The organism is Tsukamurella conjunctivitidis (genome assembly GCF_007858475.1).
Lineage (GTDB): Bacteria > Actinomycetota > Actinomycetes > Mycobacteriales > Mycobacteriaceae > Tsukamurella > Tsukamurella conjunctivitidis.
In genome coordinates, this window is the sequence record NZ_VIGX01000002.1 from 64,879 (window position 1) to 81,056 (window position 16,178).

The following is a 16,178-nucleotide window of genomic DNA, read 5'->3' on the forward strand; positions in this document are numbered from 1 at the left end:
GCGAGCGGTCAGTCATCGAGGTCGACGGTGACGTTCGGCTTCGACATCTCCCGCCGGTAGCCGACGATCCCGACGATCGTGCCGACCACCAGCATGACGATCATCCCGCGCAGCGCCCAGTCGAGGACCCACTTGTAGTCCTGCAGCGCGGACGAGGCGTAGTAGCCCACGAGCAGCAGGAACGGCGCCCAGATCAGCGAGCCCAGAACCGAGGCGACGGTGAACTTCCGCTTGTCCATGCCGACCGCGCCGGCGACCAGCGGGCACAGCGTGCGGACCCACGGGATCCAGCGGGCGATGAGCACGGAGAAGAATCCGTGCTTGTCCATCAGCTCCTTGACCCGGTGCAGGTTGTGCGCGTTGAGATACCGGCCGTCCTTCTTGGCGAGCACGTGATCGCCCATTCTGACGCCGATGCCGTAGCCCACGTGGTTACCGGCGATCGCTGCGAGGAACGCGGCCACCGCGAGGCCCCAGACGGACATCGCCGAGTGGCCGGTGGTCGCCATCGCGAGCCCCGCGGTGAGGAGCAGCGAGTCGCCGGGCAGGAACAGTCCGATGATGAAGGCGCACTCGCAGAAGACGAACCCGGCCACGACGAGCCAGATCATCACCGGCCCGGCGGTCTGGACGAATTCGAGCACGGACGGGCCTAGGCGCCGGAATCGGCGGCAGCGGCGCGCCGCCCCGCGAGGTACTTCTTCGCGACGCCCCACACGATCGGCAACACCGAGACCAGCACGATGCCGATGAAGATCTTGTCGATGTTCTCGCGGACCCAGTCGATCTTGCCGAGCCAGACGCCGAGCAGCAGGATGCCGTCGGCCCAGATCACGGCGCCCACCGCGTTCCAGATGACGAACTTGGCGTAGTGCATCTTCGCGGCGCCGGCGGCGATCGGCGCGAAGGTGCGCACGAACGGCACGAAGCGGGCGAGGATCAGCGTCGCGGGGCCGTACTTCTCGAAGAACTCGTGCGACTCGTCGAGGTACTTGGTCTTGAGGAAACGCGCATCGGGCTTGAAGAACTTCTCGCCGCCGAACCGGCCGATGAAGTAGCCCACTTGCGAGCCGAGGATCGCCGCGATGGGCGTCGCGATCAGCAGCACCGGCAGCGACATCGCCGAGCCGGTGTACGTCGCCTCGCCGACGGCGGTGCCGGTCCCGGCGGCGGTCAGCAGGCCGGCGACGAACAGCAGCGAGTCACCCGGGAGCACCGGGAACAGCACGCCGGATTCGATGAACACCACCAGCAGCAGGCCCACGAGGGCGATGCCGCCGAAGGCGTTGAGGACGGCCACCGGATCGGTGATGTCCTTGAGGGCGAACGCCTGCATGGTGGTCGAGGCGGCCAGAGTCAGGTCGTTGAGAGGCACGCCGACCAGAATACCGGCCCGGACGCGGGTTCTACTTCAACAGTTCGTCGATGTAGCACCAGCGCCAGGACTCGCCCGGCTGGAAGCTGCGGATCACCGGGTGATTGGTGAGTTCGTGATGGACCGTCGCGTGCTTGCCCTCGGAGGAGTCGCAGCAGCCCACGTGTCCGCAGGTCAGGCACAGTCGCAGGGCGACGGGGTTCTGTCCGGATTCCACGCACTCGAGGCAGTCGGAGCTGAGCGGCACCGGGTCGGCGAGTTCGTCCGAAACGCGAAGATGGTCACATTCGTCCTGCGCCCACGGCGGCGTGAGCAGTTCGGCCACCGCGATGCGCTCGCTGCGCACCGCCGAGACCTCCAGCATCGCCTCCTCCACGTCGAAGTTCGAGAGCACCTGCTCGAGCACCTCGTGATCGCCCTGGCCGGCGTCGCGCATCCGCAGCACCTCGTCGCGCTCGGCGGCGATCATCTGCAGCCGGACCGCGCGCAGCTGCGCGGCCGGGGTGTTCGCGGAGTCCGGGCCGAGGCGCTCCCAGAACGCCCGCTCGCGGTTGATGGTGTGCTCGCGCACCCCGTCGAGCACGGTGGCGGGGACGGTGTTCTCCGGACTCGCGGCGATCTCGTCGAGCCGCGCGAGGCCCGCGTTGAGTGCGGACCGCATCACGACGGCCTGCTGCAGGGCGTCGGTGCGGGCGTTCGGCCCCTGCACGCGCAGCAGTGTGGCGAGCGCGGGCAGCGTCGAGCCCTGGATCAGGAGGCTGCCCGCCACCACGACCATGGCGGCGAAGACGAGGACCTCGCGGTCGGGGAAGTCCATCGGGAGGATGAAGGCGGCGGCCAGGGTGACCACGCCGCGCATCCCGGCCCAGGACAGCACCGTCGTCTCGCCGGCGGTGAGTCGTTCGTTCGCGTCGTCCACCTTGATCGCGATGAGGGCCGACGGCGCGCACCACACCATGCGCGCGAGGATCACCGTGAGCATCACGGCGACGCAGGTGGTGATGATGAGCGGCCAGCCGATGGGGGAGCGGTCAGCGCCCTCGAAGATGGTCCGCATCTGCAGGCCGATGAGGAGGAAGACGGCGTTCTCGAGCAGGAACTGGATGGTGTTCCAGTTGATCCGCGCCGACATCCGGCCGATCGCCGTCTGGTCGGTGGGCGCCTTGTACGCGACGACGAGCCCCGCGACGACCGTCGCCACCACGCCCGACGCGTGGATGTGCTCCGCGGGCAGGTACGCGATCCACGGGCTGATGAGGCTGATGCCGGTGGTGAGCACCGGATCCGTCAGGCGCCGGAGCGCGAACCGGATCAGCAGGGCGGCGGCCACGCCGCCGACCACGCCGCCGACCGCGCTGAGCGCGAACGAGCCCACCACCTGCCAGAATCCGATGGTGCCCGCGACCGCCGCGATGGCGGTGCGGAGCAGCACGATCGACGTCGCGTCGTTGAACAGCGACTCGCCTTCGAGCAGCGTCGTGACGCGGCGCGGCAGGCCGATGCGCCGGCCCACCGCCGTCGCCGCCACCGCATCGGGCGGCCCGACGATGGCGCCCAGCGCCAGCCCGGCGGCGAACGGGATGTCCAGCAGGTACGACGCCACGACGCCGACGGCGGCGGCGGTGAACAGCACCAGCCCGACGGACAGCATCCCGATCGGGCGGATGTTCTCCTTGAAGTCGACGAGCGAGGCCTTCGACGCCGCCGCGTACAGCAGCGGCGGCAGCAACCCCAGCAACACCACGTCGGGGTTGAGCGGCACGTCGGGCACCGCGGGGATGAACGACGCCCCGATGCCGACCACCGTCAGCACCAACGGTGCGGCGAGACCGAGGCGATCACAGAATGCACTGACCACCAGAACCGTGGCGACGAGGGCGACCAGCCCAACAGCGAGCTCCATGGGCGATAGTCTTTCACTGAAACGCCGAACCGCTCAGGAGGACAGACATGCCCATCGCAACCCCCGAGGCCTACCGGGAGATGCTGGACCGCGCCCGCGAGGGCGGCTACGCCTACCCGGCGATCAACTGCACGTCGAGCGAGACGATCAACGCGGCGATCAAGGGCTTCGCCGATGCGGGCAGCGACGGCATCATCCAGTTCTCCACCGGCGGCGCCGAGTTCGGCTCCGGCCTGGCCGTCAAGGACATGGTGGTCGGTGCGGTCGCGCTCGCGGAGTTCGCGCACGTGGTGGCCGCGCAGTACGACGTGACGGTCGCGCTGCACACCGACCACTGCCCGAAGGACAAGCTCGATTCCTACGTGCGCCCGCTGCTCGCCATCTCGCAGGAGCGGGTGGACAAGGGCCAGAACCCGCTGTTCCAGTCCCACATGTGGGACGGCTCGGCCGTGCCGCTGGACGAGAACCTCGAGATCGCGCAGGAACTGCTGGCGAAGTCGAAGGCCGCGAAGATCATCCTCGAGATCGAGATCGGCGTGGTCGGCGGCGAGGAGGACGGCGTCGAGAACGAGATCAACGACAAGCTGTTCACCAGCAACGAGGACTTCGCGAAGACCGTCGACGCGCTGGGGGCCGAGGGCTACCTGCTCGCCGCGACGTTCGGCAACGTCCACGGCGTGTACAAGCCGGGCAACGTGAAGCTGCGGCCCGAGGTCCTCCGCGACGGCCAGACCGTCGCCTCGGAGAAGCTTGGCCTGCCCGCGGGCAGCAAGCCCTTCGACTTCGTCTTCCACGGCGGTTCGGGCTCGCTGAAGAGCGAGATCGAGGAGTCGCTGAGCTACGGCGTGGTGAAGATGAACGTCGACACCGATACCCAGTACGCGTTCACCCGTCCGGTCGCGGGGCACATGTTCAGCAATTACGACGGGGTCCTCAAGATCGACGGCGAGGTCGGCAACAAGAAGACCTACGATCCGCGGTCCTACCTGAAGAAGGCCGAGACCGCGATGGCTGAGCGTGTGGTGGAGGCGTGCAACGACCTGCACTCCGCCGGCAAGTCGATCAGCAAGAAGTAGCTCAGGCCAGGGCCAGTCCGAGGAGGACGGCCAGGACCAGCACGATCATGGCCGCGGCCGCCGCCCATTCCGGGCCGGTGAGCCGCGGCCGTGCGCGTTTCGGAGCGGAGTCGTGCGCCGGCGGGACCGCCGGCGCTGCGGGCGCCGCCCCGGCGGGGGGCGCGGGCCGGGCGGGCGCGTGCGGCGCCTGCGCGGGCCGGGGCTGCTGCGCGCGCGCCTGCTGAGCGGGCGGCCGGTGCTGCTGCGGGCCGTGCGGTGTGTGCGGGCGCGGCGCCATCCGGTGCGGGGCCGCCATGGGCGGGGTCGCCGTGCGCCGCGGAGGCGTCACGCGACCCGCGCCGCGCGCGATCCGGTCGGTCCGGGGCGTCTGCCGTTCCGGCACCTCGGAGTACGCGAGCTTGGGCTCCGACGGTGCCGGCCGCGGCCCCGGCGCGGCCGGAGTCCCGGTCTGGGGTGCGGTCGTGGGCGCGGCCTGCGGCGCGGGTTTCGGGTTGCGGAGAGTGGGCTTGTCCGACGGGGTGCTCATCGCGCTCCGACCCGGGTGCACACCTTCCAGGTGTCCGCGTCCTTCTCCAGGGTCAGCGTGTTGCGCACCTTCGCGCTGGGGTTGTTCGCGTAGTGCACCTGGACCTGCACCTCGGCCTTGTCGCCGCGTACCTCCACCGCCTGCAGCCCGTCGAGCTCGGGGAGCAGGCCGTCGGCCTTGGCGTTGCCGTAGACGCGCTGCCACTGACCGTCGTCCATGCCCGCGTAGTAGGTCTGGGCGTTGCCGCAGGTCTGCTCGCGCAGCGCGGCGAGATCGCCGCGGCCCACGGCGTCGATGAACGACGTCGTCGCGGTGGCCGCCTGCTGCCGAGGATCGCTCGACGAACCCGACCCCGACTTGGGCACGAGCAGCAGGATCGCGCCGACGATGACCACGACCGCCACCACCGCGGCCGCGACGATCCACAGCGTGCGCCTGCTCTTCGGCGGCGCGTCCTGCCCGCCGGACGGGGCGTAGTACTCGGGCGACGGCCGCTCCGCCTGCGGGGCCTCGGCGGCCGCGGGCGGCGCGGGCTCGGGTGCGGACGGCGTCGGCGCGTCGGGGGCTCCGGAGGCTCCGGCCAGCGGTGAGAGCGGCAGCACCTCGGTCTCGGGCGTCGCGTCCGGCAGCTCGTTCTGCTCGGTGTCGATGGTGGCCTGGTCGGGCCGCGGCGCGGTCGGGATCGCCGTCGTCGCGGCGGCGTCGTCGCTCCCGCGCGCCTCGTCCTCGCGCGCCTCGGTCTCCTCCGGCGCGGACGCAGCGGTTTCGACCGGCCCGACGGTGCGCAACGGCGATGCCGCTTCGTCGCTCCCCCCGTCGGTCTCCGGCTCGTCCGCTTCCGCCTCGCCCGCAGTGGCGTCCTCGGTGCCGTCCTGAGCATCGGCGTCAGCGGTCGGCGCGTCCGCGGTCTCGCTGTCGGCGGTCGGCTCGTCGTCGGTGCCGGGCTCCGGCGTGGCGTCACCCTCACCCTCGGGCTCGGACTCGTCGGTCTCCGGTGCGGCGTCCTGGCGGTCGCCCGCGAGCGCTGCGGCGCCGGCGACCACCGCGGCGGTTCCCGCGACGCCGACAGTCGCAGCGCCGACCGACGGTCCGTCGTCGGCGTCCTCCGTGCCGTCCGGGTCGTCCACGGCCTCGGCCTCCTCGGCCTCGGCCTCCTCGGTCGCCTCAGCCTCGGCTTCAACCTCGTCGGTTCCGGCGGTCTCCTCGGTCGCGTCGCTCTCCGACTCCGCAGTGTCGTCGGTCTGCGGGTCCGTGGCCTCGTCGGTGACGGGCTCGGCGGCCGTTTCGTCGGCGCTCGGGTCCGCGCTCTCCTGGTCCGGGCCCGCCTCCGCGACGGCCGGCGCGTCCTCGGCGGGCTCCTCGGGAGCCTCCTCGTCGGGACGGCTCTGCGCGGCGAAAGCGGTGGTCTCGGCGGTGCTGGGGCGTTGCGCGACGGGCAGCACGGTGGTCTCCGACTCGTCGGCGCCGGGGGAAGTGGTCACCACCGGCCCGACGGTGCGCAACGGCGACGCCGCCTCCTCGTTCGTGCCCGTCTCTTCGTCCTCTGTGCCCGTCTCGGCGTCGGCAGGAGCCTCGCTCTCCGCGTCCTCGCCGGCCGAGCTCTCCGCCGCGCCCTCGTCCTCGGCGTCCGCAGCGGCACCGTCGTCCGCAGCAGCGGAGGCGTCCTCGTCGCCCAGCCCGCGACCGGCGGCGGGCAGCACCCGCGTCTCGGCCTCGGACGCGCCGGACGGACCGGGGGTGGCGGCACCGTCGACGGGGATGGCGGTGGTCTCGGCCTCACCGGGCGACGGCGCCGGGGCGGTGTCCTCGACGAGCTTCGCGAGGGAATCGGAGTGCGAGGGCGTCACCGCGTCCGCGGGCGCGCTGCCCAGCGTGCCGGCGGTCTCGGCCTGGTGGTCGTGCAGCGGGGCGGCGGGCCAGGACGCCAGGCGTCCGCGCAGGTCACGAAGTCGAGACAGGGGTCCCCGGTTGTCGTCCCGCGCCATCGCCTCTGCCATCCCCTCGCTCGTGAATCGTTCCTCCTCCGCGGCGGCGCGCCGCACGCGGAACACTTGACACCCTAGCGGGCGCGTACGCGCGGAGACCGGCCCATCGCCCCGCGTCGCACGTCGTCCGCCCGTGCCCCCGCGCAGCATGGAAGACTGGAGCAATGACGTCCTTCGGAGATCTCCTCGGCCCGCCCCCGGTCCTGCTCGACATCGACGAAGAGCCGGAACTGCAACTGCATCAGGGCCGCCCGGCGGTCGAGGTCGCCGCCGATGCGCCGACCTCGTCGCTCGCGTGGGCCGTGCTCGCGGAGAGCGCGCTCGAGGACGGCCAGGCCGTCACCGCGTACGCCTACGCACGCACCGGCTATCACCGCGGCCTCGACCAGTTGCGTCGCCAGGGCTGGCGGGGCTTCGGTCCCGTGCCCTACAGCCACGAGAACAATCGCGGCTTCCTGCGAGCCGTGGCCGCCCTGGCTCGCGCCGCCCAGTCGATCGGCGAGGAAGACGAGTACCTCCGCTGCCTGGACCTGTTGAACGACTGTGACCCCGAAGCCGCCGGCGCCCTCGGACTCGGCGCGTAGCCGGCTCCTCCGGCGGCACAACGCGCTGCCGCAGGTGATCCAGAGCCGCACCAAGCGGCTCTGGAACGCCAAACTGCCGATCCTCCAGTGCGCGGTCGCCGCCGGCATCGCGTGGTTCATCGCGAACGACGTGATCGGGCACGTCTCGCCCTTCTTCGCGCCGATCGCCGCGATCATCTCGTTGGGCCTGTCCCTGCAGCAGCGGCTGCGTCGCTCGCTGGAGCTGGTCGGCGGCGTCACGGTCGGCATCGGCGTGGGCGATCTGCTCATCTCCGTGATCGGCACCGGGCCCTGGCAGCTGGCGCTCGTCGTCGCGATCGCGATGGCCGTCGCGGTGCTCGCCGATCGCGGCCCGCTCGTGCCCATGCAGGCCGCGTCCTCGGCCGTCTTGGTCGCGACCCTGATCCCGCCCGGTTCCACGGGCGGCTGGACCCGGATGCTCGACGCGCTCATCGGCGGCCTCGTCGGTGTCGTGATCGCCGCACTGATCCCGAACAATCCCGCCCGACGGCCCCGCAAGGACGCGGCCAAGGTGCTCGACACCATGCGCCGCGTCGTCGCGTCGATCGCTGCGGGCCTCACCGACCGCGACATCTCCTCGCTCGAGTGGGCCCTCGAGACCGCCCGCGCCACCCAGCCCGACCTGGACCAGCTCACCAGCGATCTCGCCGGCGGCCTCGAGATCGCGAGGGTCTCGCCGCTGTTCTGGAGCTCGCGGCCCCGGATGGACAAGCTGCAGGCGATCGCCGATCCTCTCGACAACGCCGTGCGCAACGTGCGCGTACTGGCCCGCCGCGCGCTCGCCTCGAATCAGAACGGCGAGCGGATCGACCCGGCGCTGGTCACCGAGGTCGGCCGCCTGGCCGAGTCCTTCAAGATCATGCGCGACGTGGTGCTCGCCGAACCCGGCACGCATCCCGACCAGGCCGACGGTGCGCGGGTTCTCCGGTCCGCCGCGCGACGCGCCAATGCGCTGCCCATGCACGACGAGATCTCCGAGAGCGAGTCGCTCAACGAGGTGATGATCTACGGGCAGCTGCGTTCGACGATCGTCGACCTGCTGCAGGTCGCGGGCCTCTCGCGCACGTCGGCCGTCGCGCAGATGCGCGACACGCGCGCCGTCACGAAGCCGCAGCCCGTGATCGATGCCGACCCGGACGTCAGCTGATGAGCAGCCAGTCGTCGGTGTTGCGGTAGAAGGTCGCGCGGGTCACGACGCTGGGATCGGTGCGGCCGTCGCGGGTCACGACGAGCTCGAGCCCGCCGGTCTGCGCGGCGCGACCGGACAGCCACCGTCGGCGCACGCCCTTCGCGAGCCGGGCGCGGACCCCGCCCCCATCGGTCGAGCCGGTCGGCTCGACGATGACGGCCTTCGCCTGTCCCGTGAACAGCTTCTCCGAGTCCACGAAGGTCTCGCCGGTGAGCGGCCCGCCGTCGGGACCCGTGATCTTGGCCTTGCCGACGAGCACGAAACCGCGGTCGTCGCGGATCAGGGGCACGGCGCGCGGGGTGCCGGTGAGCGGATCGCCCGGCGGGTAGATGGCGGAGGCGTGCGAGTTCTCGGTGGGCGAGTACGCCACCTCGACGTCGAGCCGCTCCGACGCCATGAGCCGGGCGATCACCGCCGCCAGCAGCTCATCGGGGCCCGCGACCACGATCCGATGGGGGAACGTCAGCTTCTGCTTCAGTTCCGACTTCACGGAGTCGAGGTCCACGGTGATCGTTTCGAGGTCGCGGAGGCTGCCCGGGATGCGGACATCGGGGGCGCGCACCACGACGGTGCTCTGGGTCACGGAGCTCACCGCACCTACTGTAAGGTTGCGGCACGGCTCGACGTTATCCAGGGGAATCCATCGAGGTGAGTGCGGGCCGGAAGGAGATCGTCCATGCCTGCGATCGTGCTGATCGGCGCCCAGTGGGGCGATGAAGGTAAGGGAAAGGCCACCGATCTGCTGGGGGAGAAGCTCCAGTGGGTGGTTCGCTACCAGGGCGGCAACAACGCCGGCCACACGGTGGTCCTGCCGAACGGCGACAAGTTCGCTCTGCATCTCATCCCGTCGGGCATTCTGACCCCGGGTGTGAAGAACGTCATCGGTAACGGCGTCGTCGTGGACCCCTCGGTCCTGCTCGCCGAGCTCGACGGCCTCGAGGCGCGCGACGTGGACACGTCGAACCTGCTGCTCTCGGCCGACGCGCACCTGCTCATGCCGTACCACGTGGCCATCGACAAGGTCACCGAGCGCTTCCTCGGCAACAAGAAGATCGGCACCACCGGCCGCGGCATCGGTCCCTGCTACCAGGACAAGATCGCCCGTGTCGGCGTCCGCGCGCAGGACGTGCTGGACGAGTCGATCCTCACCCAGAAGGTCGAGGCGGCACTGGAGTTCAAGAACCAGGTGCTCACCAAGATCTACAACCGCCGCGCGCTCGACCCGCGCCAGGTGGTCGACGAGACGCTGGAGCTCGCGGAGAGCTTCAAGCGCCGCATCGCCGACACCCGCCTCGAGCTCAACCTCGCGCTGGAGCGCGGCGAGACGGTGCTGCTGGAGGGCTCGCAGGGCACCCTGCTCGACGTCGACCACGGCACCTACCCGTACGTCACCTCGTCGAACCCCACCTCGGGCGGCGCGTCGGTGGGCTCGGGCATCGGCCCCACCCGCATCACGACCGTGCTGGGCATCCTCAAGGCGTACACCACCCGCGTCGGCTCGGGCCCGTTCCCGACGGAGCTCTTCGACGAGTGGGGCGAGTACCTCGCCAAGCACGGCGGCGAGGTGGGGGTCACCACCGGTCGCGCGCGCCGCTGCGGCTGGTTCGACGCCGTGATCGCCCGCTACGCGACCCGCGTCAACGGCATCACCGACTACTTCCTCACCAAGCTCGACGTGCTCAGTTCCATCGAGAACGTGCCGATCTGCGTGGCCTACGAGATCGACGGCGTGCGGTACGACGAGATGCCGCCCAACCAGACCGATTTCCATCACGCGAAGCCGATCTTCGAGACGATGCCCGGCTGGTGGGAGGACATCTCCGGCTGCCGCACCTTCGAGGACCTGCCGAAGAACGCCCAGGACTACGTGCTGCGGCTCGAGGAGCTCTCCGGCGCGCACATCTCGTGCATCGGCGTCGGGCCGGGCCGCGACGAGACCATCGTCCGCCGCGCCATCGTCTGAGTCGCGCTAGGGCGTCGGGGCCGGGGTGGGCGTCACCGAGGTCGCGGGGGCGCCGGTCGTGGGGGTCACGCGGTGCATCCGCGGTCCCTCGCCGCGGCCGGGGCCGTGCTGCTTGGCGTCGGGGCCGCCCGGCCCGCGGTGGTGCACGGAGTGGGCCTTGTGCGTGCCGGTGACCTCGTTGACCCAGTAGCCGGCGGTGAAACTGACGCCGCTGATCCCGATGAGTCCGAAGACGATCGCCGCGATCAGCAGCTTCCTCGACGGCCCGGTCTTCGACGGTGCCGCGTCCGCGGCCGGGGTCGCGGTGGCCGGCGGGATCGGCGCGGTCGGCGTCGCCTGCGGTTCGGTGGGTTCGGTCATCGGTTTCTCGCTTCGGTCGGTGCGGTCACTGCGACCGCGCTGCACAGATGATGCGACCGCTCCCTGGGGATCGCCTGGCAGCCGCCTGCGAATCCGACCCGCCCGCGTCGCCCCGTGGTGTCTGTGGCCGCCGCGCGGAGTCCGGCCGCTCGCCGAGCGCTCAGCGCAGCGTCGGATCCTGCGCGCGGACCGCCTCGACCTCGTCCATCGAGGGTGCGTAGGCGCCGGCGCGGCTCACGGTGAGTGCTGAGGTGATGACGGCGCGGTGGAGCGCGGGCTGGACGTCGCTCCACTGCGCGGACCGCAGCCGTCGGGCGGCGTACCGCGAGCCCAAGTAGCCGGCGTCGAGCAGGCCGGAGACGAGGCCCGCCATGAACGAGTCGCCGGCCCCGACGGTGTCGCCCACGTCGACGGTCAGCTGGTCCACGTGCAGCATGTCCCGGTTGCCGGCGAGCAGCGCGTACGCGCCCCACGGCCCGCGGGTGAGCACCACCATCGCGGGTCCCGCCGCGATCCAGCGGCGCATCACGTCCTCGACGGGCTCGTCGGGGTGCAGCCAGGCGATGTCCTCGTCGCTGGCCTTCACCACGTCGGACTGCGCGATCATCTCCATCACCCGCGGGAGCACCTCGGCGGGCGTGCCCATCAGTGCGGGCCGGATGTTGGGGTCGTAGGAGACGGTGGCGTGGTCCCGGATCCGGGAGACCACGTCGCGCACACCGTCGGCGCCCGGCGCGAGTGTCGCGGCGAAGCTGCCGGTGTGCAGGTGACCGTAGCGCTCCAGGGAGCCGATGTCGGGCACCTCCCAGGCCAGGTCGAACTCGTACGTCGCGCGTCCCTCGGCGTCGACGTGCGCGTACGCGAGCGGGGTGTTGGCGGCACCGTCGGACCCGGCGACGACCTCGACCCCCGCCCGCGACGCGGTCTCGGCGATGCGGTGCCCGCGCACGTCCCGCCCCCACCACGACAGGATCGACGTCGGATCGCCCAGCGACGCCAGCCCGCACGCGACGTTGAACAGGCTCCCGCCCACGTGCTCGGACGGCTCGGCACCGTCGCGCAGGACCACGTCGACGAGCGCCTCGCCCAGGCACAGCGTCCGATCGGTCATCTCAATGTCCCTTCGCGGCCAGCGGATCCGTGGAGCCGTCGGCGTCGTCGAGGCCCAGCCGCTCGGCCATCTCCTCGAGCGGTATGCCCTTGGTCTCCGGCATCACCTTTATCACCCAGAGCAGCTGCAGCACCATGAACCCGAAGAAGATCGAGAAGGCGACGCCGCCGCCGAAGGCGCCGATGATCGGCGGGAACGCGAAACTCGTGATCGCGGCCCACACCCAGTGCGTGAGACTACCGAGCGCCTGCCCGCGACCGCGGATGCTGTTGGGGAAGATCTCGGACAGGAACACCCAGATCACCGCACCCTGGCCGAAGGCGTGGGAGGCGATGAAGACCATGAGCCCGAGCAGGACCAGGATCGACGAGGTGCCGTCGAACGAGCGGCCGTCGCTCTCGTAGTAGAACATCACGGCCGCCATGAAGCCGAGGGAGATCAGGTAGCCCACCGAGCCGATCAGCATGAGCCGCCGGCGGCCGAGCCGGTCGATCACCGTGAGGGCGGCCATCGTCGCGATCAGGTTCATCACGCCGACCGCCACCGACATCAGGTACGCCGCATCGGTGCTGGCGCCGGCGTCCTGCATGACGCGCGGCGCGTAGTAGAGGATCGCGTTGATGCCGGACATCTGGTTGAAGAAGGCGATGGCGATGGCCAGCAGGATCACCTTCCGGTGGCCACGGGTGTAGAACCTGGTGCGCTCGCGGCCCTGCTCGGCGGCCAGGGACTCCTGGATCTCCGCCATCTGGGCGTCGGCCTCGGCCGGCGTGGAGCAGAGCCGCTCGGACGTGGCGCGCGCCGCCACGAGGTCGCCGTGCCCGGCCAGCCAGCGGGGCGTCTCCGGCACCGTCGGGAGCATGACGAGGAACAGGACGGCCGGAACGACCATGACCCCGAGCATCCAGCGCCAGGCGTGCGGGTCGTCGCCCATGACCGTGCGGATGATCGCGTTCGACGCGTACGCCACGAGGATGCCCGCGACGATGTTGAACTGGACCAGGCCCACGAGTCGCCCGCGGAACTTCGGCGGCGCGATCTCGGCGGTGTAGATCGGGGCGCACACGCTCGACGCGCCGATGCCGAGGCCGCCGAGGAATCGGAAGAGCTGGAGTATCTCGACCGAGGAGGTGGGCGCGAACGCGCAGCCGACGGCGCTCACGACGTAGAGCACGCCGATCGCGTACAGCACCTTCTTCCGGCCGAACCGGTCGGCGAGCCGGCCGGAGACGAGCGCACCGACGATGGTGCCGATGAGCGCCGTCGTGACGGTGAATCCGAGGGCGGCGTCGGACAGGCCGAACTGCTCCTGGATCTGCTTCTCGGCACCGGAGATCACCGCCGTGTCGAAGCCGAAGATGAGTCCGCCGGTCGCCGCGACCACGGCGCTCCTGATCACGAGTGCCTTCATGCTCCGAACGTAGGCGCCCGGCGCGGCGCTCCGCGCGGGAACAACCGAAACGCTCACCACCGCAGAACGATCGGAAACAAACGCGAATCGACAGGTCGGCAGCCGCGCCGCGGTGCTCCGCGTTTGCCAGAATGGACCCATGACGAACCTCAGCGAGACCGGCGGCAACCCCCGGATCGGCACGGCGCTCACCCCCGGTGCCACCAAGGCGCTGATGCTGGGTTCGGGCGAGCTGGGCAAGGAGGTGGTGATCGCCTTCCAGCGGCTCGGCGTGGAGACGATCGCCGTCGACCGGTACGCGAACGCGCCCGCGATGCAGGTCGCGCACCGCAGCCACGTCATCGACATGACCGACGCCGCCGAGGTGCGCCGCGTCATCGAGGAGGAGAAGCCCGACTTCGTCGTCCCCGAGATCGAGGCGCTCGCCACCGACGCCCTCCTCGCCGTCGATGAGGAGGGGCTCGCCGAGGTCATCCCCACCGCGCGGGCCGTCGCGCTGACGATGGACCGCGAGGGCATCCGCAAGCTCGCGTCCGAGGAGCTCGGCCTGCCGTGCTCGCCGTACGCGTTCGCCTCGTCGCTCGAGGAGGTGCGCGCCGCGTCGCGCGAGGTCGGTTTCCCGTGCGTGATCAAGCCGGTGATGTCGAGCTCGGGCAAGGGCCAGTCCGTGGTGCGCTCGGTCGAGGAGCTCGACGGTGCCTGGGAGTACGCCGTCGAGGGCGGCCGCGTCCGGAACGAGCGGGTCATCGTGGAGGGCTTCGTCGACTTCGACTACGAGATCACCCTGCTCACGGTGCGCGTCTACGACACCGATCGCGGCAAGGTGGTCACGCGCTTCTGCGAGCCGATCGGGCACCGCCAGTCCGACGGTGACTACGTCGAGTCCTGGCAGCCGCAGGCCATGAGCCAGGCAGCCTACGACGCGGCGACCTCCGTCGCGGGCCGCATCACCACGGCGCTCGGCGACGGCGGCACGGGTGGCCGCGGCGTCTTCGGCGTGGAGCTCTTCGTCAAGGGCGACGACGTCTACTTCTCCGAGGTCTCGCCGCGGCCGCACGACACCGGCCTGGTGACGCTGGGCTCGCAGCGGCTCTCCGAGTTCGAGCTGCACGCCCGCGCGATCCTCGGCCTGCCGGTGGACACCTCGCTGATGTCGCCGGCCGCGTCGGCGGTGATCTACGGGACGAAGGACAGCAGCTCCGTGGCCTTCGACAGCGTCTCGCGCGCGCTCGACGTGCCCGAGAGCGACCTGCGCCTGTTCGGCAAGCCGGAGGGCTACGCCAAGCGGCGGCTCGGTGTGGCGGTCGCGACCGCCGACACCGTCGAGGTCGCGCGCGCCAACGCCGCCGAGGCGGCGGGCCGCGTCGTCGTGGTCGACAGCGCCGATCCGGTGCAGCAGGGCGCGCCCGAGACCACCGCCGTACCGATCCAGCGGCCGCAGCCGCCCGAGGACCTCTCCACCCGCGCGATGCCGGTCCAGCGGCCCGCGCAGCCCGGACCCGCGCAGCAGGCTCCGCAGCCCCCGTCCGCCCAGCCCCCGCAGGGCCCGCCGCCGCGTCCCGCGCAGCCGGGGCCGGGGCAGCCCCCGGTGCCGCCGGCCCCGCCGACCGCCGCGTCGCCGGTCGTTCCGCCCCAACAGCCGTCCTCGCGCGTGGCCCCGCCGCAGCCGGGTCCGGGCGATCCGGTCGCGCCGACGAGCATGCACCCCGTCGGTGCCCGGCGGCCCGCGCAGCCCCGCCCGATCCAGCCCGCCCCGCGGCCCGCGACCGGCGAGACCGCGACGCGCCCGAAGACTCCGGAGACCGAGGAGTACGACCACAACCCGGCCACCTCCATCGGCCTGCCCCCGCAGCGCCCGCAGGACTAGGCGAACCGCGCGAAGGCCTCCGTCCAGTCCTCCGTGCGGAGGTCGCGGGGGAGTCGGGCGCCGCGTCCGACCGCCCACCTCCGCGCCTCGGCCCGACGATGCCGTGGCGCGACGCCCGCGAGGATCTCCGGGAGCCCGCGGCCGCGGCCGGTGAAGACGGCGTGCACGAAGGCCGCGTACGTGCGGCGCTGCGCCGTCGGCACGAGCGGGGTGCGCCGGCGCGTGATCGTGAGCAGGCCCGCGTCCACCGCGGGCCGCGGTGTGAACGCGGCGGCGGGGATCCGGCCGGCGAGGCCGAATTCGTACCAGGGCGACCACTGCGCGGTCATCATCGTCGCGCCGCCGACGCCTGCCCGCCGCCGTGCGACCTCCCACTGCACGATGAGGACCGCGCCGGTCCAGTGCTGTGCGTGCAGCAGCTTGCGGAGGACGGCGGTGGTGAGGTGGAAGGGCAGATTGCCCACCACCGCATGAGGTTCGGTGGGCAGCCGGTGCTGTAGGAAGTCGCCGTGCACGACGGTCGCCGCAGGCAGTGCGCGTCGCATGCGGCCCGCGTGGCGCCGGTCGATCTCGACGGCGGTGAGTGGACGTCCCAGTCGGAGTAGGGGTTCGGTCAACGCGCCTGCGCCGGGACCGATCTCGACGATGGGGCCGTCGGTGCGGCGGGTGAGGTCGACGACGCGGGCGATGACGGCACCGTCGGTGAGGAAGTTCTGGCCGTGCTCGTGACGGCCCCCGTGATGGGTGGGCATGAAGGAGTTCTCCGGGTAGAGGATCACCCGGGCAGCGCGAATCGCCGCCCAGCGG

15 protein-coding genes are annotated in these 16,178 nt (G+C 71.5%); 5 read left to right on the forward strand and 10 right to left on the reverse strand.

From position 1 onward, the window contains the following. Window positions 1-8 precede the first annotated feature (8 nt). From FK530_RS04095 to FK530_RS04105, 3 genes are read right to left on the reverse strand one after another with little or no spacing between them, the layout of a single operon-like run. Window positions 9-644: a DedA family protein gene (locus FK530_RS04095; protein WP_191834155.1), complete on the reverse strand. Its 636-nt coding sequence runs from the start codon at window positions 642-644 to the stop codon at window positions 9-11. An 8-nt stretch (window positions 645-652) separates the two neighbouring features. Continuing rightward, window positions 653-1,375 (reverse strand): DedA family protein, encoded by a 723-nt coding sequence (locus FK530_RS04100; RefSeq protein ID WP_231706492.1) that lies wholly within the window; start codon window positions 1,373-1,375, stop codon window positions 653-655. Between the two features lie 31 nt (window positions 1,376-1,406). Beyond that, complete coding sequence (locus tag FK530_RS04105; protein ID WP_146485712.1) at window positions 1,407-3,278, reverse strand: Na+/H+ antiporter; 1,872 nt, start codon at window positions 3,276-3,278, stop codon at window positions 1,407-1,409. Between the two features lie 47 nt (window positions 3,279-3,325). On the opposite strand from FK530_RS04105, the gene fbaA reads away from it, so the two are divergent. Next, window positions 3,326-4,354 carry a class II fructose-bisphosphate aldolase gene (fbaA, locus tag FK530_RS04110; protein WP_146485713.1) on the forward strand — a complete coding sequence of 343 codons (1,029 nt, stop codon included), beginning with the start codon at window positions 3,326-3,328 and terminating at the stop codon, window positions 4,352-4,354. A 1-nt stretch (window position 4,355) separates the two neighbouring features. Here fbaA and FK530_RS26845 read toward each other — a convergent pair whose 3' ends face one another. After that, window positions 4,356-4,880, reverse strand: coding sequence for a hypothetical protein (locus FK530_RS26845; protein ID WP_146485714.1), 525 nt, complete (start codon window positions 4,878-4,880; stop codon window positions 4,356-4,358). Then, a complete protein-coding gene (locus FK530_RS04120) occupies window positions 4,877-6,931 on the reverse strand; it encodes an Rv0361 family membrane protein (protein WP_146485715.1) in 2,055 nt (684 codons plus the stop codon). The genes FK530_RS26845 and FK530_RS04120 overlap by 4 nt, the downstream gene beginning before the upstream one ends. A 98-nt stretch (window positions 6,932-7,029) precedes the next feature. Between FK530_RS04120 and FK530_RS04125 the strand changes: the two genes are divergently transcribed. Next, a complete protein-coding gene (locus tag FK530_RS04125) occupies window positions 7,030-7,449 on the forward strand; it encodes a DUF3151 domain-containing protein (RefSeq protein WP_146485716.1) in 420 nt (139 codons plus the stop codon). Continuing rightward, window positions 7,409-8,617: an FUSC family protein gene (locus FK530_RS04130; protein WP_191834348.1), complete on the forward strand. Its 1,209-nt coding sequence runs from the start codon at window positions 7,409-7,411 to the stop codon at window positions 8,615-8,617. The genes FK530_RS04125 and FK530_RS04130 overlap by 41 nt, the downstream gene beginning before the upstream one ends. On the opposite strand, the gene FK530_RS04135 is transcribed toward FK530_RS04130, so the two are convergent. Continuing rightward, on the reverse strand, window positions 8,610-9,251 hold the full coding sequence (locus FK530_RS04135) for a hypothetical protein (RefSeq protein WP_146485717.1): 642 nt from the start codon (window positions 9,249-9,251) through the stop codon (window positions 8,610-8,612). The genes FK530_RS04130 and FK530_RS04135 overlap by 8 nt on opposite strands. A gap of 84 nt (window positions 9,252-9,335) precedes the next feature. Between FK530_RS04135 and FK530_RS04140 the strand changes: the two genes are divergently transcribed. Next, window positions 9,336-10,622, forward strand: a complete 1,287-nt coding sequence (locus FK530_RS04140) for an adenylosuccinate synthase (RefSeq protein ID WP_146485718.1) — start codon at window positions 9,336-9,338, stop codon at window positions 10,620-10,622. Window positions 10,623-10,628: 6 nt separating this feature from the next. Here FK530_RS04140 and FK530_RS04145 read toward each other — a convergent pair whose 3' ends face one another. The 3 genes from FK530_RS04145 to FK530_RS04155 form a co-directional block, all read right to left on the reverse strand. Beyond that, window positions 10,629-10,982: a hypothetical protein gene (locus FK530_RS04145; protein WP_146485719.1), complete on the reverse strand. Its 354-nt coding sequence runs from the start codon at window positions 10,980-10,982 to the stop codon at window positions 10,629-10,631. A 160-nt stretch (window positions 10,983-11,142) separates the two neighbouring features. Continuing rightward, window positions 11,143-12,093, reverse strand: a complete 951-nt coding sequence (locus FK530_RS04150; protein ID WP_146485720.1) for a PfkB family carbohydrate kinase — start codon at window positions 12,091-12,093, stop codon at window positions 11,143-11,145. 1 nt (window position 12,094) lies between these two features. Then, entirely contained in the window at window positions 12,095-13,645 is a 1,551-nt protein-coding gene (locus tag FK530_RS04155; protein WP_146485721.1) for a sugar porter family MFS transporter, read from the reverse strand. Here FK530_RS04155 and purT point away from each other — a divergent pair. Beyond that, a complete protein-coding gene (gene purT, locus FK530_RS04160) occupies window positions 13,644-15,371 on the forward strand; it encodes a formate-dependent phosphoribosylglycinamide formyltransferase (protein WP_146485722.1) in 1,728 nt (575 codons plus the stop codon). The genes FK530_RS04155 and purT overlap by 2 nt on opposite strands. Here purT and erm read toward each other — a convergent pair. Further along, a complete protein-coding gene (gene erm / locus FK530_RS04165; protein ID WP_146485723.1) occupies window positions 15,368-16,123 on the reverse strand; it encodes a 23S ribosomal RNA methyltransferase Erm in 756 nt (251 codons plus the stop codon). The genes purT and erm overlap by 4 nt on opposite strands. Window positions 16,124-16,178: the final 55 nt, after the last annotated feature.

What these genes read in the sequence shown, in the direction of transcription:
- FK530_RS04105 (WP_146485712.1), bottom strand. Translation starts at nt 3,278, where the DNA reads ATGGAGCTCGCTGTTGGGCTGGTCGCCCTCGTCGCCACGGTTCTGGTG.
- fbaA (WP_146485713.1), top strand. Translation starts at nt 3,326, where the DNA reads ATGCCCATCGCAACCCCCGAGGCCTACCGGGAGATGCTGGACCGCGCC.
- FK530_RS26845 (WP_146485714.1), bottom strand. Translation starts at nt 4,880, where the DNA reads ATGAGCACCCCGTCGGACAAGCCCACTCTCCGCAACCCGAAACCCGCG.
- FK530_RS04125 (WP_146485716.1), top strand. Translation starts at nt 7,030, where the DNA reads ATGACGTCCTTCGGAGATCTCCTCGGCCCGCCCCCGGTCCTGCTCGAC.
- FK530_RS04140 (WP_146485718.1), top strand. Translation starts at nt 9,336, where the DNA reads ATGCCTGCGATCGTGCTGATCGGCGCCCAGTGGGGCGATGAAGGTAAG.
- FK530_RS04145 (WP_146485719.1), bottom strand. Translation starts at nt 10,982, where the DNA reads ATGACCGAACCCACCGAACCGCAGGCGACGCCGACCGCGCCGATCCCG.
- FK530_RS04150 (WP_146485720.1), bottom strand. Translation starts at nt 12,093, where the DNA reads ATGACCGATCGGACGCTGTGCCTGGGCGAGGCGCTCGTCGACGTGGTC.
- purT (WP_146485722.1), top strand. Translation starts at nt 13,644, where the DNA reads ATGACGAACCTCAGCGAGACCGGCGGCAACCCCCGGATCGGCACGGCG.
- FK530_RS04155 (WP_146485721.1), bottom strand. Translation starts at nt 13,645, where the DNA reads ATGGGTCCATTCTGGCAAACGCGGAGCACCGCGGCGCGGCTGCCGACC.
- erm (WP_146485723.1), bottom strand. Translation starts at nt 16,123, where the DNA reads ATGCCCACCCATCACGGGGGCCGTCACGAGCACGGCCAGAACTTCCTC.